Origin of the sequence: Nocardia rhizosphaerihabitans (assembly GCF_014646295.1) — a bacterium.
Classification (GTDB): domain Bacteria; phylum Actinomycetota; class Actinomycetes; order Mycobacteriales; family Mycobacteriaceae; genus Nocardia; species Nocardia rhizosphaerihabitans.
This window is the reverse complement of sequence record NZ_BMNE01000005.1, coordinates 229,901-250,331: the sequence shown is the minus strand read 5'-3', so window position 1 is coordinate 250,331 and position 20,431 is coordinate 229,901. Positions and strand designations below refer to the sequence as shown.

Annotated in this window: 22 protein-coding genes; 12 read left to right on the top strand and 10 right to left on the bottom strand. The window is 68.8% G+C overall.

The annotated features are described in order from the left end of the window. Nucleotides 1–16: 16 nt before the first annotated feature. The 4 genes from IEY60_RS22915 to IEY60_RS22900 all read left to right on the top strand — a co-directional run bounded on the left by IEY60_RS22915 (nt 17) and on the right by IEY60_RS22900 (nt 3,530). Nucleotides 17–793, top strand: a complete 777-nt coding sequence (locus tag IEY60_RS22915; RefSeq protein ID WP_189031933.1) for a CPBP family intramembrane glutamic endopeptidase — start codon at nt 17–19, stop codon at nt 791–793. A gap of 133 nt (nt 794–926) precedes the next feature. Continuing rightward, entirely contained in the window at nt 927–2,348 is a 1,422-nt protein-coding gene (locus IEY60_RS22910) for an LCP family protein (protein ID WP_229740043.1), read from the top strand. 10 nt (nt 2,349–2,358) lie between these two features. Next, nucleotides 2,359–2,895 (top strand): ferritin, encoded by a 537-nt coding sequence (locus IEY60_RS22905; protein ID WP_189031931.1) that lies wholly within the window; start codon nt 2,359–2,361, stop codon nt 2,893–2,895. 86 nt (nt 2,896–2,981) lie between these two features. Beyond that, nucleotides 2,982–3,530 (top strand): ferritin, encoded by a 549-nt coding sequence (locus IEY60_RS22900; RefSeq protein ID WP_189032503.1) that lies wholly within the window; start codon nt 2,982–2,984, stop codon nt 3,528–3,530. 233 nt (nt 3,531–3,763) lie between these two features. Here the strand turns inward: IEY60_RS22900 and IEY60_RS22895 are convergent, their stop codons facing one another. Genes IEY60_RS22895 through IEY60_RS22880 form a run of 4 tightly spaced genes read right to left on the bottom strand, consistent with a single transcriptional unit; the run spans nt 3,764 to nt 6,922 of the window. Further along, a complete protein-coding gene (locus IEY60_RS22895) occupies nt 3,764–4,684 on the bottom strand; it encodes a DUF5926 family protein (protein ID WP_189031929.1) in 921 nt (306 codons plus the stop codon). A 54-nt stretch (nt 4,685–4,738) separates the two neighbouring features. Then, entirely contained in the window at nt 4,739–5,506 is a 768-nt protein-coding gene (locus tag IEY60_RS22890) for a glycerophosphodiester phosphodiesterase (RefSeq protein WP_189031927.1), read from the bottom strand. Continuing rightward, nucleotides 5,503–6,543, bottom strand: coding sequence for a DUF4328 domain-containing protein (locus IEY60_RS22885; RefSeq protein ID WP_189031925.1), 1,041 nt, complete (start codon nt 6,541–6,543; stop codon nt 5,503–5,505). Before IEY60_RS22885 ends, IEY60_RS22890 begins: the two co-directional genes overlap by 4 nt. A gap of 19 nt (nt 6,544–6,562) precedes the next feature. Beyond that, nucleotides 6,563–6,922 (bottom strand): rhodanese-like domain-containing protein, encoded by a 360-nt coding sequence (locus tag IEY60_RS22880; RefSeq protein ID WP_189031923.1) that lies wholly within the window; start codon nt 6,920–6,922, stop codon nt 6,563–6,565. 368 nt (nt 6,923–7,290) lie between these two features. Between IEY60_RS22880 and IEY60_RS22875 the strand changes: the two genes are divergently transcribed. From IEY60_RS22875 to IEY60_RS22860, 4 genes are all read left to right on the top strand, one after another. Further along, nucleotides 7,291–7,902, top strand: coding sequence for a hypothetical protein (locus IEY60_RS22875; RefSeq protein WP_189031921.1), 612 nt, complete (start codon nt 7,291–7,293; stop codon nt 7,900–7,902). Between the two features lie 141 nt (nt 7,903–8,043). Further along, nucleotides 8,044–8,667 carry a superoxide dismutase gene (locus IEY60_RS22870; RefSeq protein WP_189031919.1) on the top strand — a complete coding sequence of 208 codons (624 nt, stop codon included), beginning with the start codon at nt 8,044–8,046 and terminating at the stop codon, nt 8,665–8,667. Between the two features lie 302 nt (nt 8,668–8,969). Continuing rightward, nucleotides 8,970–9,497: a peptidase gene (locus IEY60_RS22865; protein WP_189031917.1), complete on the top strand. Its 528-nt coding sequence runs from the start codon at nt 8,970–8,972 to the stop codon at nt 9,495–9,497. A 361-nt stretch (nt 9,498–9,858) separates the two neighbouring features. Then, nucleotides 9,859–10,569, top strand: a complete 711-nt coding sequence (locus tag IEY60_RS22860; protein ID WP_189031915.1) for a TMEM165/GDT1 family protein — start codon at nt 9,859–9,861, stop codon at nt 10,567–10,569. Here IEY60_RS22860 and IEY60_RS22855 read toward each other — a convergent pair. Beyond that, complete coding sequence (locus tag IEY60_RS22855; RefSeq protein WP_189031913.1) at nt 10,545–11,189, bottom strand: TetR/AcrR family transcriptional regulator; 645 nt, start codon at nt 11,187–11,189, stop codon at nt 10,545–10,547. The two genes, IEY60_RS22860 and IEY60_RS22855, sit on opposite strands and share 25 nt — an antisense overlap. Continuing rightward, nucleotides 11,186–12,061, bottom strand: coding sequence for an SDR family NAD(P)-dependent oxidoreductase (locus IEY60_RS22850; RefSeq protein WP_189031910.1), 876 nt, complete (start codon nt 12,059–12,061; stop codon nt 11,186–11,188). Before IEY60_RS22850 ends, IEY60_RS22855 begins: the two co-directional genes overlap by 4 nt. A 151-nt stretch (nt 12,062–12,212) precedes the next feature. On the opposite strand from IEY60_RS22850, the gene IEY60_RS22845 reads away from it, so the two are divergent. Then, nucleotides 12,213–12,980: an SDR family NAD(P)-dependent oxidoreductase gene (locus IEY60_RS22845; protein WP_189031900.1), complete on the top strand. Its 768-nt coding sequence runs from the start codon at nt 12,213–12,215 to the stop codon at nt 12,978–12,980. A 59-nt stretch (nt 12,981–13,039) separates the two neighbouring features. Here IEY60_RS22845 and IEY60_RS22840 read toward each other — a convergent pair whose 3' ends face one another. From IEY60_RS22840 to IEY60_RS22825, 4 genes are all read right to left on the bottom strand, one after another. Further along, nucleotides 13,040–13,858, bottom strand: coding sequence for a class I SAM-dependent methyltransferase (locus IEY60_RS22840; RefSeq protein WP_229740042.1), 819 nt, complete (start codon nt 13,856–13,858; stop codon nt 13,040–13,042). A 68-nt stretch (nt 13,859–13,926) separates the two neighbouring features. Beyond that, nucleotides 13,927–14,376, bottom strand: a complete 450-nt coding sequence (locus tag IEY60_RS22835) for a GNAT family N-acetyltransferase (RefSeq protein ID WP_189031898.1) — start codon at nt 14,374–14,376, stop codon at nt 13,927–13,929. A 99-nt stretch (nt 14,377–14,475) separates the two neighbouring features. Continuing rightward, complete coding sequence (htpG, locus tag IEY60_RS22830; RefSeq protein WP_189031896.1) at nt 14,476–16,434, bottom strand: molecular chaperone HtpG; 1,959 nt, start codon at nt 16,432–16,434, stop codon at nt 14,476–14,478. A 53-nt stretch (nt 16,435–16,487) separates the two neighbouring features. After that, a complete protein-coding gene (locus IEY60_RS22825; RefSeq protein ID WP_189032499.1) occupies nt 16,488–18,119 on the bottom strand; it encodes a TM0106 family RecB-like putative nuclease in 1,632 nt (543 codons plus the stop codon). A 237-nt stretch (nt 18,120–18,356) separates the two neighbouring features. Here IEY60_RS22825 and IEY60_RS22820 point away from each other — a divergent pair, with 237 nt between their 5' ends. The 3 genes from IEY60_RS22820 to IEY60_RS22810 are packed head-to-tail and all read left to right on the top strand — an operon-like array spanning nt 18,357 to nt 20,390. Continuing rightward, on the top strand, nt 18,357–19,031 hold the full coding sequence (locus tag IEY60_RS22820) for a DUF6474 family protein (RefSeq protein ID WP_189031894.1): 675 nt from the start codon (nt 18,357–18,359) through the stop codon (nt 19,029–19,031). Between the two features lie 8 nt (nt 19,032–19,039). Then, nucleotides 19,040–19,699, top strand: a complete 660-nt coding sequence (locus tag IEY60_RS22815) for a hypothetical protein (protein WP_189031892.1) — start codon at nt 19,040–19,042, stop codon at nt 19,697–19,699. 40 nt (nt 19,700–19,739) lie between these two features. Then, entirely contained in the window at nt 19,740–20,390 is a 651-nt protein-coding gene (locus IEY60_RS22810) for a YcnI family copper-binding membrane protein (RefSeq protein ID WP_189031890.1), read from the top strand. The last annotated feature ends 41 nt before the right edge of the window (nt 20,391–20,431 follow it).

Here is a 20,431-nt window from a genome sequence, read left to right as displayed (position 1 = left end):
GCCTACACTGCGCGACATGCGCGTCGATCCTCCGGACACCCAGCTGAGCGAGCGGGAACGGTTCGGTCTCCGAGTGGAGATCGTCGTCGTCTTGCTGGTGACCTTCGGGCTGAGCGGGATCAGTGCCGGTCTGGCGCTGCTGGATTCGGCGCTCTCGCCCGGCGGCGTCGGCGGGCGCACGGTGGCGCTCAACGCCTCCCGGTCGGACAACTCGGTGCTCGACCTGCTGTTCCAGCTCGTCAGCGTCACCCGGCTGCTGGCGTGGGCCGCGCTGGGCCTGTACCTGTTGTGGCGCAGCGGAATCGGACCGCGGCTGATCGGCCTGGCCAAGATCGGGCGCGCCGATGTGGTGCCGGGTCTGGTGCTGGCCGCGGTGATCGGCCTGCCCGGCCTCGGGCTGTATCTGCTCGCGCACGCGCTGGGATTCAGCGTCACCATCGTGCCGAGTTCGCTGTCGGAGCACTGGTGGCGGCTGCCGGTACTGATCCTGTCGGCCTGCGCGAACTCGGTGGCCGAGGAAGTGCTGGTGGTCGGTTATCTGCTCACCCGGCTGCGTCAACTGGGCTGGTCGGACAACCGCTCGCTGCTCGCGTCGGCGCTGCTGCGCGGCAGCTACCACCTGTACCAGGGGATCGGCGGCGGCCTCGGCAACATCGTGATGGGCCTGCTCTTCGGTCGGTACTGGCAGCGCACGAACCGGCTGTGGCCGCTGATCCTGGCGCACGCGACGATCGACGCGGTCGCCTACCTCGGCTATACCGTGCTGCGCGGTCGCGTCGGATGGCTGCCGTGAGCGGCGTGTCACGGCGAGTCCGGCCACATCCCCGCGTTTCGCGCTAACACGGGCGGCCGAGCGGGGTATCCCAGTAGTGACCGAGCGCGCACAACCGACCCGCGCACCCGACGATCAGTAGAGTGCCCCAGTGATGAACGGCGACGATCCCCGCGATGACCCGCGTAGGCGCCGGGTGCCGCCGCAAGCAGGCCGCCCCGGCGGTCCGCCGCTGCCGCCTGGGCGCGGCAACGGTCCACGTCAGGACCGCCCGCTGCCGTCCGGCAACGATCCGACGGTCCGCCGCGGCAACCCCCCGGGCGGGCGCATGCCCCCGCCCGGCGATGGCCCGACGGTCCGCTACAACCCCGCACCACGCCGCGAACCGCCCGCCTCGCACATCGAACCAACCCAGGTCCTGCACCGGGACGGCCGCGGGGAGCCGCTGGCGTACTCCCAGATGCCACCCGAGCAGCCGCGCAGGCACGCGCCGCCGCAGCGCCCGGTGCCGCATCGCGAGCCGGTCCGGCACGCACCGACCCAGCGCCCGGTCCCCCATCACGACGCCATCCCGCCCCGGCGCACCCCGCCCCCGCCCGATGCGGGCAGGCAGGCCAGGCCGCCGCGCCGGCCTCGTCGACGCCATCCGTTCCGGTGGCTGATGCTGATCGTGGTGGCGCTGATCGTCGGGCTGATCGCCGCGGTCATCCACCTCGACAACTCGCTCACCCGGATCCCCGCCCTCACCTCCTACAGCGACCGGATCGGCAATACGCCGGGCACGAACTGGCTGCTTGTCGGTTCCGACGGCCGCGGTGACCTGTCGACCGAGCAGGAGCAGGAACTGGCGACCGGCGGCGACACCGGCCCCGAACGCACCGACACGATCATGCTGGTGCACATCCCGTCCTCCGGGCCGACCACGATGGTCAGCCTGCCGCGCGACTCGTATGTCAGCATTCCCGGCCACGGCAAGGACAAGCTCAACGCGTCGTTCGCCCTCGGCGGCGCGCCGCTGCTGGTGCAGACGGTCGAGATCGCGACCGGCCTGCGGATCGACCACTACGCCCAGATCGGCTTCGGCGGTTTCGCCGGCGTCGTCGACGCGCTCGGCGGGATCGAGATGTGCCTGGACGAGCCGATCGTCGACCCGCTCGCCGGGCTGGACCTGCCCGCGGGCTGTCAGGAGCTCAGCGGGCCGGAGGCGCTCGGATTCGTGCGGACACGGGCCACCCCGCGCGCCGATGTCGACCGGATGAACCATCAGCGGCTGTTCATGTCGGCACTGCTGAAGAAGGCGACGAGCATGGGCACGCTGGCCAACCCGTTCGCGCTGTGGCCGATGGCCACCGGCGTGGCCGGTTCGCTGAAAGTCGATGACGGCGACCACATCTGGAACCTGGCCGCGCTCGGCTGGGCGATGCGCGGCGACACCGTCACCACCAGCGTGCCGATCGGCGGCTTCGACGACACCGACGTGGGCAATGTGCTGCTGTGGGACAAGTCGAAGGCGCCCGGCTTCTTCGAGGCACTGGCCAACGACCAACAGATTCCCGAGAACCTGCTGACGCGGTAACGTCGACGGTATGGCCGAGGACCGTTCGTTCATCGAGCTGCTGCGCGACCAGATCCAGCACGGGTTGACCGCCGCGCAACAGTATCTGGCCGCCGCCGTGTACTTCGACACGCAGCGACTACCCGAGCTGGCCGCGCAGACCTACGCCCGGTCCGCGCAGAGCCGCGGCCATGCGATGCGGATGGTCCAGTATCTGCTCGACCGCGACGTCTCGGTGACGATCGGGGGCCTCGACGAGGTGCGCTCGGAGTTCGATTCGCCGCGCGCCGCGATCGCCTTCCTGCTCGACCGCGAGCGCACGGCCACCGGGCAGATCAGCGGACTCGCCGCGGCGGCGCGCACCGCCCACGATTATCTCGGTGAACAATTCGTGCAGTGGTTCCTCAAAGAACAGGTGGCCGACGTCGCGGAGATGAGCACACTGCTCACCGTGCTGGACCGCCAGCAAAATCTGTTCGACGTAGAGGAATTCATTCGGCGCGAGCTGACGGGCAAGGTCCCGGTGGACAACACAGCGCCGAAAATGGCTGGGGCAGGGCAGGTTTAGTTAGGGAATACTTGGTTAGGAAATACTTCCCTCAATAAGGTTGCACTTGGATGACAACCCCTGTGACCAGCGCTAATGTTGCCGGCATGTCGAGTCATTCGGAAACCCCGCGCAGCAAATTCCACAGCCTGCTTCAAGATCAGATCCGACATGAGTTCAACGCCGAACACCAGTACATCGCCATTGCGGTGTGGTTCGACAATGCCGATCTGCCGCAGCTGGCCAAGCGGTTCTACGCACAGTCCGTAGAAGAACGTAACCACGCGATGATGATCGTTCAGTACTTCCTCGACCGCGATATCAGCATCGACATCGCGGGCATCGATGCGGCCAAGTCACATTTCGAGGACGCCCGCGAGCCGATCGCGCTGGCTTTGTCCCAGGAAAAGACGGTCACCGACCAGATCATTCAACTGGCCAGCACCGCCCGCGAGGAAGGCGACTACCTGGGCGAGCAGTTCATGCAGTGGTTCCTCAAGGAGCAGGTCGAGGAAGTCGCGCGCATGAACACGCTGCTCAACATCGCCGACCGGGCCGGATCGAACCTGTTCGACCTGGAGAACTTCATCGCGCGGGAGATGTCTACCCCGTCCGACGCGTCCGGTGCCCCTGCCGCCGCCGGCGGCCACGTCTGACATCGGCACGGATTCGGCTCGCGAGCAGCGAGCCGAATCCGTTCTGCGTTTCACCAGCCGGAGCCGGAACCACCCGAGCCGGTATTGGCGAGAATGGTGCCGATCACCATCTGAGCGAGACCGGCGACAGAACCCAGAAATTCCATTGGTGCCTCTTTCCTCTTCGCCGATTGGCCGGCGTAGGCGCGAACCTAGCCGACCCCGGCAAGTGAAAGAGGCTTATTTCATTTAGTTCAGCGCAGGGTGACCTGGCGCGAACGCAGGCCGTCGCGCGAACGACGCTCCTCGCCCGTCATCGGGGCATCCGAGGCCAGCGCCTCGGCCAGCCGCGCACCGAACTCGCGGGCGGGCGCCTCCCACTCGGTCGGGTGCCGCTCGGGATCGAGATCGAACACCGGCACCAGCAGGCCGTGCGTACGGAACGAACCGGCGAAGCGCGAGCCCTCGCCCATGTGCAGACCACCGCTGGCGTGCACGCGAGCCAGCGCCAGCATCAGCTTGTCCTCGTCCTCGGGACGCACCCAGCGCACATGCGCCTTCTCGCCCGCGTCGACCCACCAGGCCGCGCCGACACCGTCGCCGCCCAGGTCCAGGCGCGCCGACGGCATGATGGCCTGCTTGGCCTGCTCGATCGTCGCCGCCACCTGCGGATCGGGGGTCACGCCCTCCGGCACCCACCAGTCGAAGTCCTGGTGCACGGTGAGCTCCAGGTCGGCGCCCGGATCGATGACGTCGGCCAGGCGCGGACCGCCCTCGACGGACTCGGCCGAGTTCAGCGACTCACCGGGCTCGGCGGACTGCGTCCACAGGATCGCCGCGGCGATATCGGCCGACGGGTCGGTGCCCTGGTGCTGCATCTGCGTGCCGACGAAGCCGACCGGCTCGTCGCCGGCGCGGACCAGCGCGGCCACCGCACCGGGCAGCACCGTCGCCAGCGTCACCGAGCGCTCGGCGGCGACACCGGGCACCAGCTTCAAGGTCGCGGTCGCCGACGGCACGAACTCCCGCAGCGCCACCAGATCACATTCGGCAGCAAGCCCCTCGAACGGCCGCGTCGGGGCCGCAGATGCCTGCTCCTGCGCCGCACGCCGCTCGGCGAGACGCTGAGCCCGATTACTGTCGGGCTTCGGACTGTTCCGCTTGCTTTTACCCACGGCGAGAGTTTATGGCCGGGAGGCGATGTCGTTGCGCGCGACCCGGCGGAAAACTCACACGCCGGCGAGCAGTGCCTTGGTGCGGCCGGGGTGATTCGTGGCGACCCAGCTGACGCCGAGGTCGGCGCACAATTTCACGTCGTCGGGATCGTCGACGGTCCAGCAGTAGGTGGCGCGGCCCGCCGCGGCGGCCTTGTCGACGAGTTCGGGATGCTCGCGCAGCGTCTTCACCGACGGGCCGACGGCGGTCGCGCCGACGGTGGTCGCGGCGCCACCACCGAGGAAGCGCGAGGATTCGCCCAGCAGCACTGTGGGCAGCAGCGGGGCGGCGCGGCGGATCCGCCAGACCGCGGTCGCGGCGAACGACATCACCACCGCGCGGGAGTGGTCGGCCGAGGCGGGCGTGGCGATCCCGAAACGCTGGAGTTCGGCGAGCACCTTGTTCTCCACCAGCGCGCCGTAGCGCACGGGGTGCTTGGTCTCGATGAACAGCTTGGTCGGCCTGCTGCGCCAATCGAGCACGAGGCCGATCAGATCGCTGAGGGCAAGGACACCGGACGGCGCGTCCTCGGTGCCGAAGTTCATGTCGCGCAGTTCGGCCAGGGTCAGTTCGCTGACCAGGCCGGTGGCGTCGGAGGTGCGGTCGACAGTGCGGTCGTGCACGCAGACCAGGTGCCCGTCGCGGGTCAGCCGGACGTCGCACTCGACACCGTCGGCACCCTGCTCGAGCGCCAGCTCGTAGGCGGCGAGGGTGTGCTCGGGGCGCGCCGCAGACGCACCACGGTGCGCGACAACGAATGGCGCGCGATTGCCCTGGCTCACTTGGCCACAACCTCCTCCTGCGTATTCTCGCCTGTTTCGGCGGGATTCGCGCGTTCAACCTCATCCTGCCCGGTCCCCGGCACTCCGGGCTGGACCGGGGCGATGACGACCTCGGCGGGATCGGCGGCCATCACCCAGCGGTGCGCTGTGCGCGGCGCGCCACGCAGGTCGCGGCCTTCGAGCTGGCGGACCGTCCACAGCGTGAGCACCGCGAACCCGGCCGCGCACAGGTTGCTGAATGCGGTGAAGGAGACACCGTCCGCCTCGGCCTGCAGGGTCGACGCGTCACGCCACAGCGTCGCGCCGACGAGGATCAGGCCGCTGAGCACCCAGGCCGCCCACCAGATCCGCACGGCCCGCAGGGCACGCGGATCGGCTGCGGGCCCGAGCAGCTCGGTGAGGAAGACGCCAGGCCAGATCAGGTTCACGCCGGGCACCAGGCAGCCGAGGATCAGCGACCACCGGCGCCGCGGATCGCGCCTGCCCTGCGCGGCGAACCGCGCGCGACGCGCTTCGATCAGCCACGCGACCAGCGCGAGCGCGGTGGTGAGGGCACACAGCGGCGCGATGACGCCGAACACCCACACCGACATGTCGGAGATCCACAGCAGCCAGCTGGGGATGAGGGTGGTCCGATTGCGCAGCAGGATCAGGTACCGGCCGTATTCGGCGAAGGCCGCGACCAGGAAGGCCAGCGCGGTGACGACAAGCAGGAGATCTCGGTTGGCCGCGATGCCACGCAGCGGCCGCTCCGGCGCGCGACCGGGCGCGGGCGGCGGATCGAGCAGGCCCCAGCGCGGAATCTCGGTGTAGCGCGGGGTCGGGCCGAGCGGTGCGGACGTGGCCGGCGCCCCGGCCTTGCGGATGCGGTGATCCGGCCTGCGCGCGACCCAGCGGTAGTTGCGCTGGGAGGCGGGCGCGTCGACCTTGCCCGGCGACAGCAGCACGCCACGGCAGCGCGGGCACCAGTGCATCGGCGCGCCCTGCACGGCCCACCGCGCGCCACAGCGTGCACATGGTTGCACCACCGAACTCACCCGCGCACCCCGTTCCGGACTAGTAGATCTTGGCTTCGTGCTCGCCGTCGGCGACCACCGGGCGGCCGGTCTGCTGCCAGGCCACCATTCCCCCCGCGACGTTCACTGCCTCGTATCCGATGTGGGCCAGGTACTTCACGACCTCGATCGAGCGCCCGCCCTGCCTGCACACGACGTAGACCTCGGCGTCGATGTCGATCTCGTCGATCCTGGCCGGCACGTCGACCATCGGGATGTGGATCGCGCCCGGCGCGTGGCCGAGCCCCCACTCGTCGGGTTCGCGCACGTCGAGCAGCTGGGCGCCGGGCACCGGCTCGGCGTTGTCGAACGCGGCGGGTACCGCACCCACCGGCACCGTGGGGACATCGGAGCTCGTCACGTCTCGATCCTGCCATGCCGGAAGCGACGGGGGGCGACGCTGTGCGCGGTCTGTGGATGGATGGGGGTTATCCACAGAATCCACAACTTGATCCACAGGACTCAGCTATCGGTCAGCACACAATCGTGAGGCGTGGGCTATCAACCGACGTGGAACGGGGGAAGTCAGTCGGCGAAACGGCCGATCCGGGACTCCCCTCCATGTCATCCCGGAGCGGCCGTTCGCCGCTGACGTCGGGATTCCGCGGTTACATCGGTCCCGACATCTACTTGGACGCGAGCCGGGCCATTTCGGTTCCATAAAAACGACATCACTAGAGAAAATCCTAAATCCTGGGATCTGGGCGGCCAGATCGGTAGCCTGAGCGCATGAACGTGAGCAGGGGGCTACTCGACAGTTTCGACATCAACGGCCTGAATACCGCTTTGTCCGAATCAACCTGTCTCGGAGTAGAGGTGGACGCCACGGCGGGGCGGCTGCAACTCGCTCTCGAGGTGCTGACGCTACCCGCCGACGGACCGGCGCCGACCGAGGCGAAAGTCCTGCTCACCTTCACCGGAGTCACCCGGGTCGCCGCTTCCCTGCGCATCCAGCGCTGGGACGACATCGAGGCCAGGGTCCTCCCGCTGACCCTCGACCAACTCGACGAAGCGATCGAGAGCTTCGGCGGCGGCGGGCTGCACGGCTGGGAATTCATCGATCTCGACGACAGCGGCTGGACCCTGTGGAGCGAGCTGCTCAGCTTCGACACGGTGCTCGATCAGCGCATCGCCGCGCACGTCATCGAGTTCTCCCAGGAGGAGGGCATCGATCCGCGGGAACTCGATGTCCGCGTCTGGTTCGACAAGATCACCGTCACCGACCTCGGTGGCAAGGAAATCCCCATGGCGGAGTTCATCGAAGGCGGTCGCCGCTGGTGGGCCGCACACGATTCCGGTGACGCCAGGGCATCCAAGGCCGACGTCGCCCCTCCGCTGTAATCCGGGCCGATTCGGCACCACCCGCTCCTTCCCGGGAATGAGGGACCGCACGCCTGAGGTTGCAGCGAGCGGGTGTACGAATGATGGTTGGTGTGCTCGACCGAATGGGCGCACACAGCCCGACACACGGAAAGGGACATCGTGGCCGTCTACACACTGCCCGAACTCGATTGGGACTTCAGCGCGCTGGAGCCGCACATCTCCGGACAGATCAACGAGATCCACTTCACCAAGCACCACGCCGCCTACGTCGCCGGCGCCAACGCGGCACTGGAGAAGCTGGAAGCCGCCCGTGAGGCCGGCGACCACGCCGCCATCTTCCTGAACGAGAAGAACCTGGCGTTCCACCTGGGTGGCCACACCAACCACTCCATCTGGTGGAAGAACCTCTCGCCCAACGGTGGCGACAAGCCGGTCGGTGACCTGGCCGCCGCGCTCGACGACCAGTTCGGTTCGTTCGACAAGTTCCGCGCGCAGTTCACCGCTGCCGCGAACGGCCTGCAGGGCTCCGGCTGGGCCGTCCTGGGTTACGACACCCTCGGCCAGAAGCTGCTGACCTTCCAGCTGTACGACCAGCAGGCCAATGTGCCGATCGGCATCATCCCGCTGCTGCAGGTCGACATGTGGGAGCACGCCTTCTACCTGCAGTACAAGAACGTCAAGGCCGACTACGTGACCGCGTTCTGGAACGTCGTCAACTGGGCCGACGTGCAGGAGCGCTTCGCTCGCGCAGTCACCCAGGGCAAGGGCCTCATCTTCGGCTGAGCTGCCTGAGCAGACGCAAGGCCCCTCGACGCTGTCGGGGGGCCTTCGCTGTCCCGCCTGATTTCGCACGAACATGGGTAACTCGCCGGGCACGCCCAGAGCTCGCGCTGCACCCGACTGACAGCCCGGTCGATACTCAGATGGCACCCGACGACCGGCAAGAGTCGCGGAGAGGCGGGCTAGCGGTCTTTTGCGTGGATTGACCGTATTCCTGGCACTCAGTGGTACTTGTGTGCCAGATGGGTTCAGGGCTATTCCTGTTGTATACGGGCATCGCCGCCCCGGATGTTCGGGAGGCCATCATGACGACGCACGGTCCGATCGGGATCACGCCGTTCCAGGCGCGCGGTCATCTGCAGGGATTCGTGGTGTCGGGCCGGTGGCCGGATACCACCAAGGAATGGGCGCAGGTGCTGGTGCTCGCGGTCCGGGTCGCCTCGATGCCCGGCCTGCTGGTCACCTCGACCGTGTTCGGCGTGCGCGAGGAGTTGCCCGACGATCCGGAGCCTGGCACCGTCGGCCTGGTGCTGGCGGAGGGGCCGGTGCTCGGCGAGGAGGCGGTCGCGCCGGGCCGGTTCGCCGATCACGTGCCGCCCGCGCTGCTGATGCTGCATCCACCGTCGGAGACCCGGCCGTCGTTGCCCGAATGCGTGGGCGCGGCCTCGGGCTGCGTGCTGCTGCCCGGCGTGCCGCATCTGGGTCTCGAGCATCGCGCGGCGTGGGCCGAGGCCGAGCTCGACGGGACCGTCACCTCACTGGTGAGCCGGGTCGGGATGGATCTGATCAGCGATCCCGATACCGCCGTCCTCGCGATGTTGCTGGCCGCCTGAGACTTTCACCGGCCAGGCCTGGCGAATACCCGGCAACGGCCGTCCGGCACGCGTAGATCAGGGAAACCGAACTATCGCGGCCGCATCGCCAAACTTACTGCGCCCATTGCGATTTCGACGACACAGAGTTGGCATACCGGTAGCAATCGGACTAGGGTGGACAGCAGCGAAGGGGAGTAGCCCGCAATCGCCCAGTCGACATACTGATCGGCGCCACATTCGGCGCGGTCCGGCTGCGCGAACCGGTTACCACCGGTGGGCGAGACCTTCGGCCACAAACCGATCCGTTGACCGGTGTGGCTGGAGGCGCACCCGTTTCTTCAGCCACAGGCCGGAGTATTCCACCTGGGAGCTGACCTTCATGATCGCCACGATCTTGCTGAGCTTCGGCGTGCTGTTCCTCGCCGAGCTGGGCGACAAATCGCAGCTGATGGCGCTGACGTTCTCGTTGCGCTATCGCTGGTGGGTGGTGCTGGCCGGGATCAGCGTCGCCAGCGTGGCCGTCAATCTCATCGCCGCCGGTGTCGGCCATTTCCTCGGTACCGCGCTGCCCGCGAACGCCATCGCCGTCGTCACCGCGCTCACGCTGCTGGTCGTCGGCCTGTGGACGCTGCGCGACGCGCTGGGCTCCGCCGAGGAGGCCGAGGACGCCCCGCCGCCGAGCACCCGCAACGCCTTCCTCGTCGTGATCTCCGCCTTCATGCTCGCCGAGCTCGGCGACCGCACCATGTTCGCCGCCGCCGCGCTGGCCTCGAAGAACGGCTGGCTCGCGGTCTGGATCGGCTCGACCATCGGCATGGTCGCCGCCGGTGGCCTGGCGATTCTGGTCGGCAAGCTGGCGGGTAAGCACCTGCCCGAACGCGGCATCGCGTTCGCCTCCGGCCTGCTGTTCCTGTTCTTCGCCACGAAGACGGTGCTCGACGCGTTCGTCTCCGGCCTCAGCGGCTGGGGTTCCACGGGCCTGGCGCTGCTCGTCCCGGTCGTGGTCGGCCTCGGTATCGGCGCGTGGCGGTTCTACCGGCCGCGCCGGGACGTGGCGGTGCCGGATCAGCCGGCGAACGCGGTGCCGTAGACCGAACCCGAGCGGCGGGCCAGGTCGATCAGCGGCTCCTTCAGCGCGCGCAGGCCGTCCAGATCGTCGCCGGCGATCTTGCCGGTGACCATGGCGCCGATCGCGGCGGCCAGGGTCGCGCAGGCGAACTGCTGCTCGGCGGTCTGGGCGCCGAGCATCGCCGCCACCACCGCGACGAACCGGCTCTGCAAGGCCATCCGCGCCTCGATCGCCGACGGCCCGACCGCGTACACCTCCACCAGGAACAGCCGGGCCGAGGCCGGGTCGTCGATCATGTGGTCGAAGTAGGCGGTGAGGATGCGGTCCATCCTGGTGAACGCGTCGGCGTCGGCGGTTTCGGCGATCACGCCCTGCAGCCGCTCGGCCAGCAGGGCCGAGACCCGGTCGAAGGCGGCGGCGAAGCAGTCCTCCTTGGAGCGGAACAGCTCGTAGAACGTCTCGCGCGATACCCCGGCCCGTTTGAGCACGGCGGCCACCGGCGTGCCGACGTAGCCACCCTCGGTCATCGCCTCCCCCATCGCGACGAGGATGCGTTCCCGCTGGGAGGCGACCACTTCTTCGCGCGAGAGATGATGCCGACCGCGCGGGAGCTGGCGCAGGGTGGGTGCCGAATCGGTCATCGTCGTTCCATTCTGCGTGGTCGGGCAGGCTGGGTGGTGGTGAAGGGGACGTCCTCGGTGCGCGCGATCTCGATCGCGCGGGCGACCCGCTTGCCGAGCAACCGCTGCACCAGCAGCTGTGCCAAGGGTCGCACCGGCAGGACGAGCGAGACCCACCAGGGTGAGACGACGGACTTGCGCCTGCGCGCGATCGCCCGTTCCAGCGCGTCGACGGCGGGACCGATCGGGGAGACACCGGTCAGGCTGGTCTCGCCCAGACCGGTGTGCGCCGCGGCCGTGCCGAAGCCGCGACTGGTCATGTCGGTGTCGATCTCGGCGAAGTAGCTGATGCCGACGCGCGCGCCGGTCGGGCGCAGCTCGCAGCGCAGCGTGCCTGCCAGCGACTCGACGGCCGCCGCCGACGCGCTGTACGCGCCCGCCAGCGGCAACTGCACGGCCGTGGAGATCGAGGACATCATCAGGACATACCCACCGGGGCGGGCAAGATGCGGACCGGCGGCCTGCACGGCGTAGGCGACGCCGAGCACATTCACGGCGAGGGTCTCCTCCAGCACCGAGGGATCGCCGCCGATCATCGCCATCTGCTTGGCGATGCCCGCGTTGGCGACGAGCACGTCCAGGCCGCCGAGCTCGGCGACCAGCGCCTCGACCACCCGCTCGACCTGGGCGCGATCGGCGACATCGCAGTAGCGCCACGGCGCGTCACCGCATTCGGCGGCCACCTCGGCCAGCAGTTCCGGTTCCAGCCCGAGCAGGGCGACGTGGGCGCCCCGCGCGGCCAGCTTCCTGGCCAGTGCGGCGCCGATCCCGCGAGCTGCCCCGGTGATCAGGACCTTGCGTCCTGCCACCGACGGACCGGAGAACGATCTCATGAAGGCACGTTACCACCGGAAAACAGGGCTGTTCGCTGGTATTTTCCGCAGCGGATCCAACGCGGCGGTAGGGGTGATGTGCGCCTCACCGTAACCCGCTAGGGTGCAATTGACGAAGTGCCAACTGGCTGTCACGAACGAGAGGACCATCGTGGAGATTTCGGGTTCCGCCGCCATCGTCACCGGAGGCGCATCCGGCCTCGGTGCCGCCACCGCCAAGCGTCTCGCCGACGCGGGCGCCACCGTCTTCGGCCTTGACGTCCCGGCGTCCATCGAGCGCGCGGGCGACAACGTCCCGGCCGGGGTCACCCTGATCGCGGCCGATGTGACCAGCAACGACGAGGTCGCCGCCGCCATCGCCCAGATCACCGAGGGCCCGGCGCCGCTGCGCATCGTGGTCAACTGTGCCGGTGTCGGCTGGGCGGGTCGCATCCTGTCCAAGAACGGCCCGCACGACCTGGAGCTGTTCCGCACCGTCATCACCGTGAACCTGCTCGGCACGTTCAACGTGATGCGCCTGGCCGCCGACGCCATCGCGAAGACCGAGCCGGTCGACGAGTACGGCCAGCGCGGCGTTGTCATCAACACCGCCTCGGTCGCCGCGTTCGAGGGCCAGATCGGCCAGATCGCGTACTCGGCGTCCAAGGGTGGCGTGCACGGCATGACCGTTCCGGCCGCGCGTGACCTGGCGCAGTTCGGTATCCGCGTGAACACCATCGCCCCCGGCATCATCGACACCCCGATGCTGGCCGGCGTCACCGAGGAGTACCGCAAGGGCCTCGAGGCCGGTGTGCCTTTCCCGTCGCGCCTCGGCCGTCCGGACGAGTACGCCCAGCTGGTCGAGTACATCGCCAGCCACGACTACCTCAACGGCGAGACCATCCGCATGGACGGCGCGCTGCGCATGGCGCCGCGGTAAGAAGCAATCACCGGTCGACGGCGCCCTGTCCCCCGCGTGGACAGGGCGCCGTCGCCGTGTCAGGACGCGGGTACCGCGCCGACGCCGAACAGGGCGGTGGTGTGCAGTGGGGTGTTCGCGCGGTAGGTGACGGTGAGGCGTTCGACGGCCGCGTCGGTCCGGCGCTGCCATTCCTCTTCGCCCACTTCGTGTCTGAGCACGGTCAGCGGGGCGCTGCTGCGGGTCATGGTGTCCCACAGGGCTTCCGCGCTGGGGAAGCACACCTCGACCGTGTGGCTGCGGATCGTCACCTCGTCGAACCCTGCCGCCCGCATCTCGGCTTCGAAGACCGCGGGGTTCTCCAGGCTGCGCGCATCCGGTTGCGGCAGTGCGGCGTTCGGGTCACCTGCCGTCAGGGCACCGAACAGCGCGCGCATGAGCGAGGAGTCGACGGCGGGTGCCCAGGCGGTGACCACGGCCGTGGCGCCCGGCCGCAGCACGCGCCGGAGTTCGGCGAAGCCCTTCGGGCGGTCGGGGAAGAACATGAGGCCGAACAGGGAGAATCCGGCGTCGAAACTCGCATCCTCGTAGGGCAGGTCCTGGCCGTCGCCCACCTGCGCGGTGACCGTGGTGTGCCCGGAGATTTCGGCTGCCGCCGTGAGGTGTTCGATCATCGGCGCCGAGAGGTCGATGGCGTGTACTCGCGCACCCAGTTCGGCGGCGGCCAGGCTGAGCAGCCCGGTGCCCGCGGCGACGTCGACGATCTCGGAATCCTTTTCGAGACCGACGTACTCGAGTGCGTGCGCCGCGAACGGGCCGAGGACGGTCGCCGCCGCTTCGGCGTAGCCCTCGGCCACCAGATCCCACGGTTGTGCCGTGACCGGCGTCCCCTCCGACATACGCGGTCGTTCCTCTCAGCAAGTCGTCAATAACGTGACCAGACTACGGAATTCGCGCGAGGCGGGGGTCAGAGCTTCCGCTCGAAGGTGATCAGCGACCGGCCGGGGCCGTTGTAGTCGGCGACCGGGCCGGTGACGGTGAAGCCGAGGCTGCGGTGGAAATCGATCGAGGTGAAATTGGCCGGGGAGGTGATGGCGGTGACCACTTTTCGGCCGTCGGCCCTGACTATCTCGAAGAACTCGTCGTAGAGGGTGCGGCCGAGGCCGACCTTGCGCGCGTCGGGCCGGACGGCGACGAAGTGGATGTAGGCCGCGTCGGCATCCGAGGGCGAGCCGAAACCCACCAGGAAACCGGAGATTCCGTCCTCGTCGGTCGCGATCAGGCTGGTGCGGTGGAAGTGGTCGAGGAACAGCCGCGGCAGGTTGTGCACGACTGTTCTGCCCCACCAGTTGTCGACCACGCCGATCAGATCGTCGTAGTCGTCGGGCCGTGCCCGCCGGATCTCGTGCCCAGCCATGTCTCCATGGTGAACCCAACCGGCGCCGTCGGCACGGAAACGCGGGGAACAGAAACTGCCCGCTGCCGACATCGACAACGGGCAGTTCTGCACAGGCAATCAGACCGTGCGGGTCAGTCGCTCGGTCAGCAGCTGGGCGAACCGTGCCGGGTCCTTCAGCTCGCCGCCCTCGGCGAGAACCGCGGTGCCGTAGAGCAGTTCGGCGGTCTCGGCGAGCTCGGGCACCTTGCCCTCGTCGGCGTCGGACTTGCGGGCGTCGTAGGCGTCGCGCAGGCCGGTGACCAGCGGGTGGGTCGGGTTGAGCTCGAGGATGCGCTTGGATTCCGGCAGCGCCTGGCCCGAGGCGCGGTACATGCGCTCGAGCATCGGGGTGAAGTCGTAGACGTCACCGACCAGACAGGCCGGGGAGGTGGTGAGCCGGTTGGTCAGGCGCACCTCCTTGGCCACCTCGTCGAGGGTCTTGCCGAGCCAGGTGAGCAGGTCGGCGAAATCCTTGTCCTGCTGCTCGCGCAGCGCCTCGGTCTCCTTCTTCTCGTCCTCGGTCTCGAGGTCGACCTCGCCCTTGGCGATGGACTGGAACTTCTTGCCGTCGAACTCCGGCACCGAGCCGACCCACATCTCGTCGACCGGATCGGTCAGCACCAGCACCTCGAGGCCCTTGGCCTTGAACGCCTCCAGGTGCGGCGAGTTCTCCACCTGCGCACGGCTTTCACCGGTCATGTAGTAGATCGCGTCCTGGCCGTCCGGCATCCGCTCGACGTACTGCGCGAGCGTGGTGAGCTCGGACTCCGAGGCGGTGGAGGCGAAAGAGGAAACGGTGAGCAGGGTTTCGCGGTTGTCGGTGTCGGAGAGCAGGCCCTCCTTGAGGACCCGGCCGAACTGCGCCCAGAAGGTCTGGTACTTGGTCTGATCCTCGGCGCCCTGCATGTCCTTGACCGTCGACAGCACCTTCTTGACCAGGCGCTTGCGGATCATCTGGATCTGACGGTCCTGCTGCAGGATCTCGCGGGAGACATTGAGCGAGAGGTCCTGGGCATCCACCACACCCTTGACGAAGCGCAGGTACTCCGGCATCAGCTCTTCGCAGTTGTCCATGATGAACACCCGGCGCACATAGAGCTGCACGCCGCGCTTGTGCTCACGGGTGAACAGGTCGAACGGCGCGATCGACGGGATGAACAGCAGCGCCTGATACTCGAAGGTGCCCTCGGCCTTCATCGGGATGATCTCGAGCGGCTCGTCCCAGGCGTGGCTGACGTGGTGGTAGAACTCCTTGTACTCCTCGTCGGAGACCTCGCTGCGCGGGCGCGTCCACAGCGCCTTCTGCGAGTTGAGGGTCTGGTCCTCGACGACGGTCTTCTCGACCTTGTCCTCGCCCTCGCCCTCCATCACCGTGCGCTCGACCTGCATGCGGATCGGCCAGGCGATGAAGTCGGAGTACTTGCGGACGATCTCGCGCAGCTTCCATTCCTGCGTGTAATCGAAGAGGTGATCGTCCTCGTCGGCGGGCTTGAGCTCGAGGGTCACCGCGGTGCCCTGCGGCGCGTCGGCGACGGTGTCGATCGTGTAGCTGGAGCTGCCCGCCGCGGCCTCCCAGCGGGTGCCCTCGGTCTCGCCCGCCTTGCGGGTGGTGAGGACGACGCGGTCGGCGACCATGAAGGTCGAGTAGAAGCCGATGCCGAACTGGCCGATCAGCTCCTCGGCCGCGGCATCGGACTTGACCTCGATCAGCTTGCGGCGCAGCTCGGCGGTACCGGACTTGGCGAGGGTGCCGATCAGGTCGATCACCTCGGCGCGGGACATGCCGATGCCGTTGTCTCGGACGGTCAGGACGCGCTTGTCCCGGTCGACCTCCAGCTCGATGTGCAGGTCGGAGGTGTCGGCGACCAGATCCTTGTCCTGGAACGAGGCCAGCTTCAGCTTGTCCAGTGCGTCGGAAGCGTTCGAGATCAGCTCCCGCAGGAACGTGTCTTTGTTGGAGTAGACCGAGTGGATCATCAGCTCCAGGAGCTGGTGCGTTTCGGCCTGGAACTCGAGGGTTTCGACGTGCTCTGTCACGACACCGATCGTATTACTGTGCGCTCTGCGGTGCTCCCGAGGACCCTGCGTGGTTACGCTCCGCTACCGCCTTCGGGCCCGCCGGTCGCACCGCGCCCGAAGTCGGACAGCGAGGGAACCTCGTCGACTGCCCGCTGTGACATCCAGTCGCGCAGCACCTGCGTTGCCCGGACGTCGTCTTCGTTGTATTCGAACAGGCGGATGCGCTGGGACAGGTCGGGGTCGGCGTCGTAGCCGACGGCGCGGCGGTACCAGCCCATGGATGCCTCGCCGCCTGCTTCCGGGTCGCGCCAGCCGAAGCCGGCGACCGGGGCGATCTTCTTGAGGCCCTTGCCGTTCGGGCAGATGAATTGGTCGGTGACAGCCTGGAACATGTCGACCCATTCGGGGGAGTCGACGAAGGCGCGGACTTGCTCGGTGGTCGGGACGCCGGGCTTGCCCGCGAAGCGGCGGGCCGACTCGTAGAGCCACTTGTCCTCGGCGGTGCGGGAGTAGCAGTAGGCGGCGAAGGTCTTGCCCGCGGCGTGGGCGTCGGCGCGCACCCGCATCAGCCAGGTCCAGAACTCGCCGAAGGAGCGGCCCTCGTCCTCGGTGGGCAGCGGGTCCCAGGTGACGAACGGGCGGTAGACGCCGTCGAGCAGGGTGCCCCACAGGTAGGCGCCGTCCTCCTGGTAGCTCTCCAGGTCGACATCGACCTCGACGTCGGCGCGGCGCACGCTCACCGTGTCGAAGCGGCGGACCAGCGGGGCGCCGGCGATCCAGGCGCGGGCGGTGACCACCGTCTCGGAGAACGGGCCGTGCTGCCAGTCGTCGGGTTCCTCGCCTTCCCACGCGGCCAGCTCGTCGACGGTCTGCACGCCGTGCACGCGCAGCACCTCGGCCCGCGAACCCGGCGCGACCAGGCTGACGTCACGCATCAGCGCCAGCTGCCCCTCGCAACTGGGATTGCCGTCGGGGCCACGCACCCACCAGGGGCACTGCCTGCACTCGGGCACCTTCGACGGCTGCGTCGGCAGCTCGCCGCGCACCACCGCGATGCGGTCGCCGTAGCGCTGGTCGTAGTCGGCGAGGACATTGGTCAGGTCGTGCACGAGGATGCGGTCGAAGGCCAGGCCGATCGCGCCGCCGACCAGGGCGGGGCTGGCCATGCCGTGGCGCTGCAGCATCCGGTACAGATGCGCGAGACGCTGCTGGTCGCGCGGTTGCGGGCGCAGCTTCACGTGCTTGTCGCGGCGGGGCTGCCAGCGGAACAGGTCCGAGGTCAGCGGGTGGAAATCGGCCGGATCGGGCCGGCGCGGGTCGGTGACCTTGTGGTTGACCACGATGATCGGGATATAACCGCCGCGGTCGTCGTCACGCAGCAGGAACTCGGCGCCGCCGCGACGGCCGGTGTCGGGCTCTTGAGGCAGCAGGCCGCCCCAGATCCGGGGTGCGCCCGCCTCCATCGCGGCCATGGTCGCCGCGGCCTTCTCCCCGGCACGCAGCCGCGGGTCGATCACCACCCAGTCGGCGGGGGCGGCCGCGACCAGTTCGTCGCGGACCTTGGTGCGATGGGCGGTGGCGGCTTCGCGACGCTGCTGCACACCCGGGTCTTCGCGGACCTCGGCGATCATGTCCGGATGCTCGGCGTCCAGGCGCAGGCGATGCCTGCAGCCGATCAGCGAGCGCGCGTCCAGGAAAGCGATCCGGGACTCGACGACCCCGAGATCGGCACCTCGATCGCGCGCAGCGGAAGCGGGGACCGGGCGAAGCACCGGCCCACCGTCGAAGTCGTCCTCGGCTGCACGCACGCAAGCAGTATGGTCCTTCCCCCCGACACAATGCCCAATCGCTACCCTCATCCCACTACGCTACGAAGTACGGCAGGCCGCTACCCCGGCACTGCCTCATGACTTGGCGAGCATGACGGAGGGCCTGATCTCATGGGGTTGTTCAGCAAGCGCAAGCGGCGCCCGAGCCGACGCGCTGAGGCGAAGGCGCTCAAGCACAAAGCCGCGGTGGAGGCGAAGCTCGGCGCCAAGAACGAGCGCAAGGCCGCCAAGGCGAGCGAGCGCACCAACCGTCGCGCGGCCAAAGCACAGGCCAAGACCGAGGCCAAGGTGGCCAAGGCGCAGATCGCGACCCTGCACGCCGAGGAGAAGGCCGCCGAGAAGCTGGCGGCCAAGGCCGACCGCGAACTGTTCAGCGCGGCCCAGATCCGCAAGTACATCGGCGTCGCCCGCGTGCTGGTCCCGGTGCTCACGCCGCTGGCCTACCGCGGCGCGACCTACCTGCGCGGCCAGCTCGACGCCCGCAAGGCACAGCAGCTCGGCATCGGCCTGGACCAGCTCGGCGAGTTCAGCGGCCACGGCGCCCGCCTGCAGGCCCGCATCACCAACACCGAGACCGCGCTGAACAAGGTCGCGGCCGACGCCCCCGGCGACGCCGACACAAAGAAGTTCGTCGACGCCGCCCGGTCCCGGCTGACCGACCTGACCGTCGCGGTGAACACCGCCGAGCAGATGCCCGCCGCGCGCCGCAAGGCCGTGCACGCCTCCATCTCGGCCGAGCTCTCCGTGCTGGAGACCGACGCGCTCGCCCGCCTGGGCGTGCGCTGAACCGTGCCGTGACCACGCCGCAGCTCACCGCCCGCCTACGCGGTGGTGGCTGCGGCGTACTCGTCGGTGCGCTGGCGGTCGCCGCGCACGGACTCGGTGGTGGTGGGGTGCCGCGGTCGGCGGAAATCGCACTGCTGCTGCTGGTTTCGCTGGGCGCGGGGGCCTTCGCCAGTGGCTACGGCACTGAACACGCTGCGGCGCGACCGAGTTCCATGGTCGGACCTGGCGCGACTGTGGCGCGGCCAGGTTCGTCGTTGTGTCGATACATGGCTGCGGGCGCACACCGCGGTCGGATTACTCGCGCCGTACGAATTTTCGCGGCTGCCCCGTCTGTGCGCGCGGGATCGGCGCTGATCGGCGGCCAGTGGGCAGGCCATTTCGCCCTCACCGGCACGATGGATCATCACGACAATGCCTTCGATGTGCTGCATCTGCCCAGCGCCCCGATGGTCACCGCCCACTTCCTCGCGGCCTTCGCCTGTGCCGCACTGATTCTCGTTGCCGAGCGGCTCTGTCTCGCTGCGTCGAGCGTAGTTCGGGCGGTGCTCACCGCGCCCTCGCTCCCGATCCCGCATCGCGCTGTCCGCTGGTCTGCCACCGTCGCCACCGCTCGTGGCGACCGTCCGAAGGGTGTGCGCCGTCCCCGCGCACCGCCACTGTTCGCCTGATCCAGACGACCTCAGAACTCTTCGGACAGAAGGCAATTCCATGCAGAACTTCCTCACCCGCGGTACCGGCACCGCCGCGCTCGCGGCCGGGCTGGTGCTCGCCGCCTGCGGTTCGGCGGCCGCGCACGTGACCGTCGACGCCCCCGGCGCCGCGCAGGGCAAGTACACCGTCGCCACGTTCAAGGTGCCGACCGAATCCGACACCGCGTCCACCACCGGGCTGCGAATCATCGTGCCGAACCTGAAAAGCGTGCGCACCGAACCGATGCCGGGCTGGACCGCGAAGGTCGAGCGCAACGACAAGGGTGAGACGGTCGCCGTCGCCTGGACCGCCGACCCGGGCAACGCGGGCGTCGGACCTGGCCAGTTCCAGCGATTCGTGCTCTCGCTCGGCCCGCTGCCTACCCAGGACACGGTGAACTTCCCCGCCCAGCAGACCTACAGCGACGGCAAGGTCGTCGCCTGGGATCAGCCGAACACCGGCGGCGCCGAACCCGAACACCCGGCCCCCTCGCTCACCCTGAGCGCCAAGGGTGGCGCCGAGGGGGGCGATCACCAGGTCGCTTCCGCCGAAACCCCCGAGGCGGGTACCGATTCGGTGGCCCGCTGGCTCGGCGGCATCGGGCTCGCGCTCGGCCTGTTCGCGGCCGCCCTGGGACTCGGCCTCGTCTTCCGTTCACGGCGGTCGTGATGCGCGTCGATCACTGCCGACAGGCGAACACGATCATCAGT